Raw genomic sequence first — 888 nt, forward strand, 5'->3', positions numbered from 1 at the left:
TTCTTCTTGGCGATAATTGGGGACCTTCAGATTAAACTTCTGATGGATGGTGTGAGCGATAATAGAAGCTGAGCCAAGGCTATGCGCCAAAGGGGCTTTAGGGATAGGAGCTTTCACAATTTTATCACTCGGATTTTTCTCACTGCATGCTTGGCATTTGTAAGAGTGTTGGATATGATCTATTCGTTTTAATTGCGCAGGAATAAAGACCAATTCTTGTCCTTGAAGGGTTGCTCCAATCTCTTTTAGCTCTCCCTGACAGTCAGGGCAAATGCAATCCTCTAAGCGATGATGGAGTTCTTCTGAATCGAATTGGGCAAGAAGAGCTTGACGTTTCCCTTTAGCTTTCTTACGTTTATAGGTGATTTCTTCTCTTTCAACTGGGAACATCTCCATCTTCATCAGATGAAACTTCCTCCTCAAAAAGGCTGACTTGTCCAGATGGACAAACACTTTTCTCAGAGGATTTTCCATAGAGCTTTTGCGTTAGATAAGCCACTTGTTCACGCAGAAGGGTAAGTTCATTGGTGAGACTATCAATTGTAGCACTCTGTTGTTGAATGAGTTTTAATAAGTCTTTCATCGTCTTCCCCTCCTTGTTTTCTAACTTTATTATACTAAAAAGAAAGGCATCATTTCAATAGAAATCACGACTTTCTGATGAATTTATTTTTGGAGTGATAGAAAAGCCCTTCATCAGCCAGTCTACTTGTTCTGGTGTGAGAGCTTTGACATCCTTTTCTGTACTTGGCCAAGTCAACTTACCGTTCTCAAAGCGTTTATATAGTAGCCAAAATCCTTGACCATCCCAGTAAAGAGCTTTAAAGCGGTCTTTACGTCCACCACAAAAGAGAAAGACTTGACCTGAGAAAGGATCCAATTCAAAGT

General features: G+C 40.4%; 2 protein-coding genes and 1 pseudogene. All 3 read right to left on the reverse strand.

Features of this window, described 5'->3' with window-relative positions; all coding sequences use genetic code 11:
• A pseudogene (locus tag HT729_RS11200) lies at positions 1 to 402 on the reverse strand (IS66 family transposase); the annotation flags it as partial.
• A complete protein-coding gene (locus tag HT729_RS11205) occupies positions 377 to 583 on the reverse strand; it encodes a transposase (RefSeq protein ID WP_031223067.1) in 207 nt (68 codons plus the stop codon). The pseudogene HT729_RS11200 and the gene HT729_RS11205, both read right to left, overlap by 26 nt.
• 54 nt (positions 584 to 637) lie before the next feature.
• Positions 638 to 888 (reverse strand): IS66 family insertion sequence element accessory protein TnpB (gene tnpB / locus HT729_RS11210; RefSeq protein WP_172932026.1); only part of this gene is annotated, 251 nt, incomplete at its 5' end.

The sequence above is a fragment of the Streptococcus sp. 79 genome, from assembly GCF_013277425.1.
Classification (GTDB): domain Bacteria; phylum Bacillota; class Bacilli; order Lactobacillales; family Streptococcaceae; genus Streptococcus; species Streptococcus pseudopneumoniae.

What these genes read in the sequence shown, in the direction of transcription:
- HT729_RS11205 (WP_031223067.1), bottom strand. Translation starts at nt 583, where the DNA reads ATGAAAGACTTATTAAAACTCATTCAACAACAGAGTGCTACAATTGAT.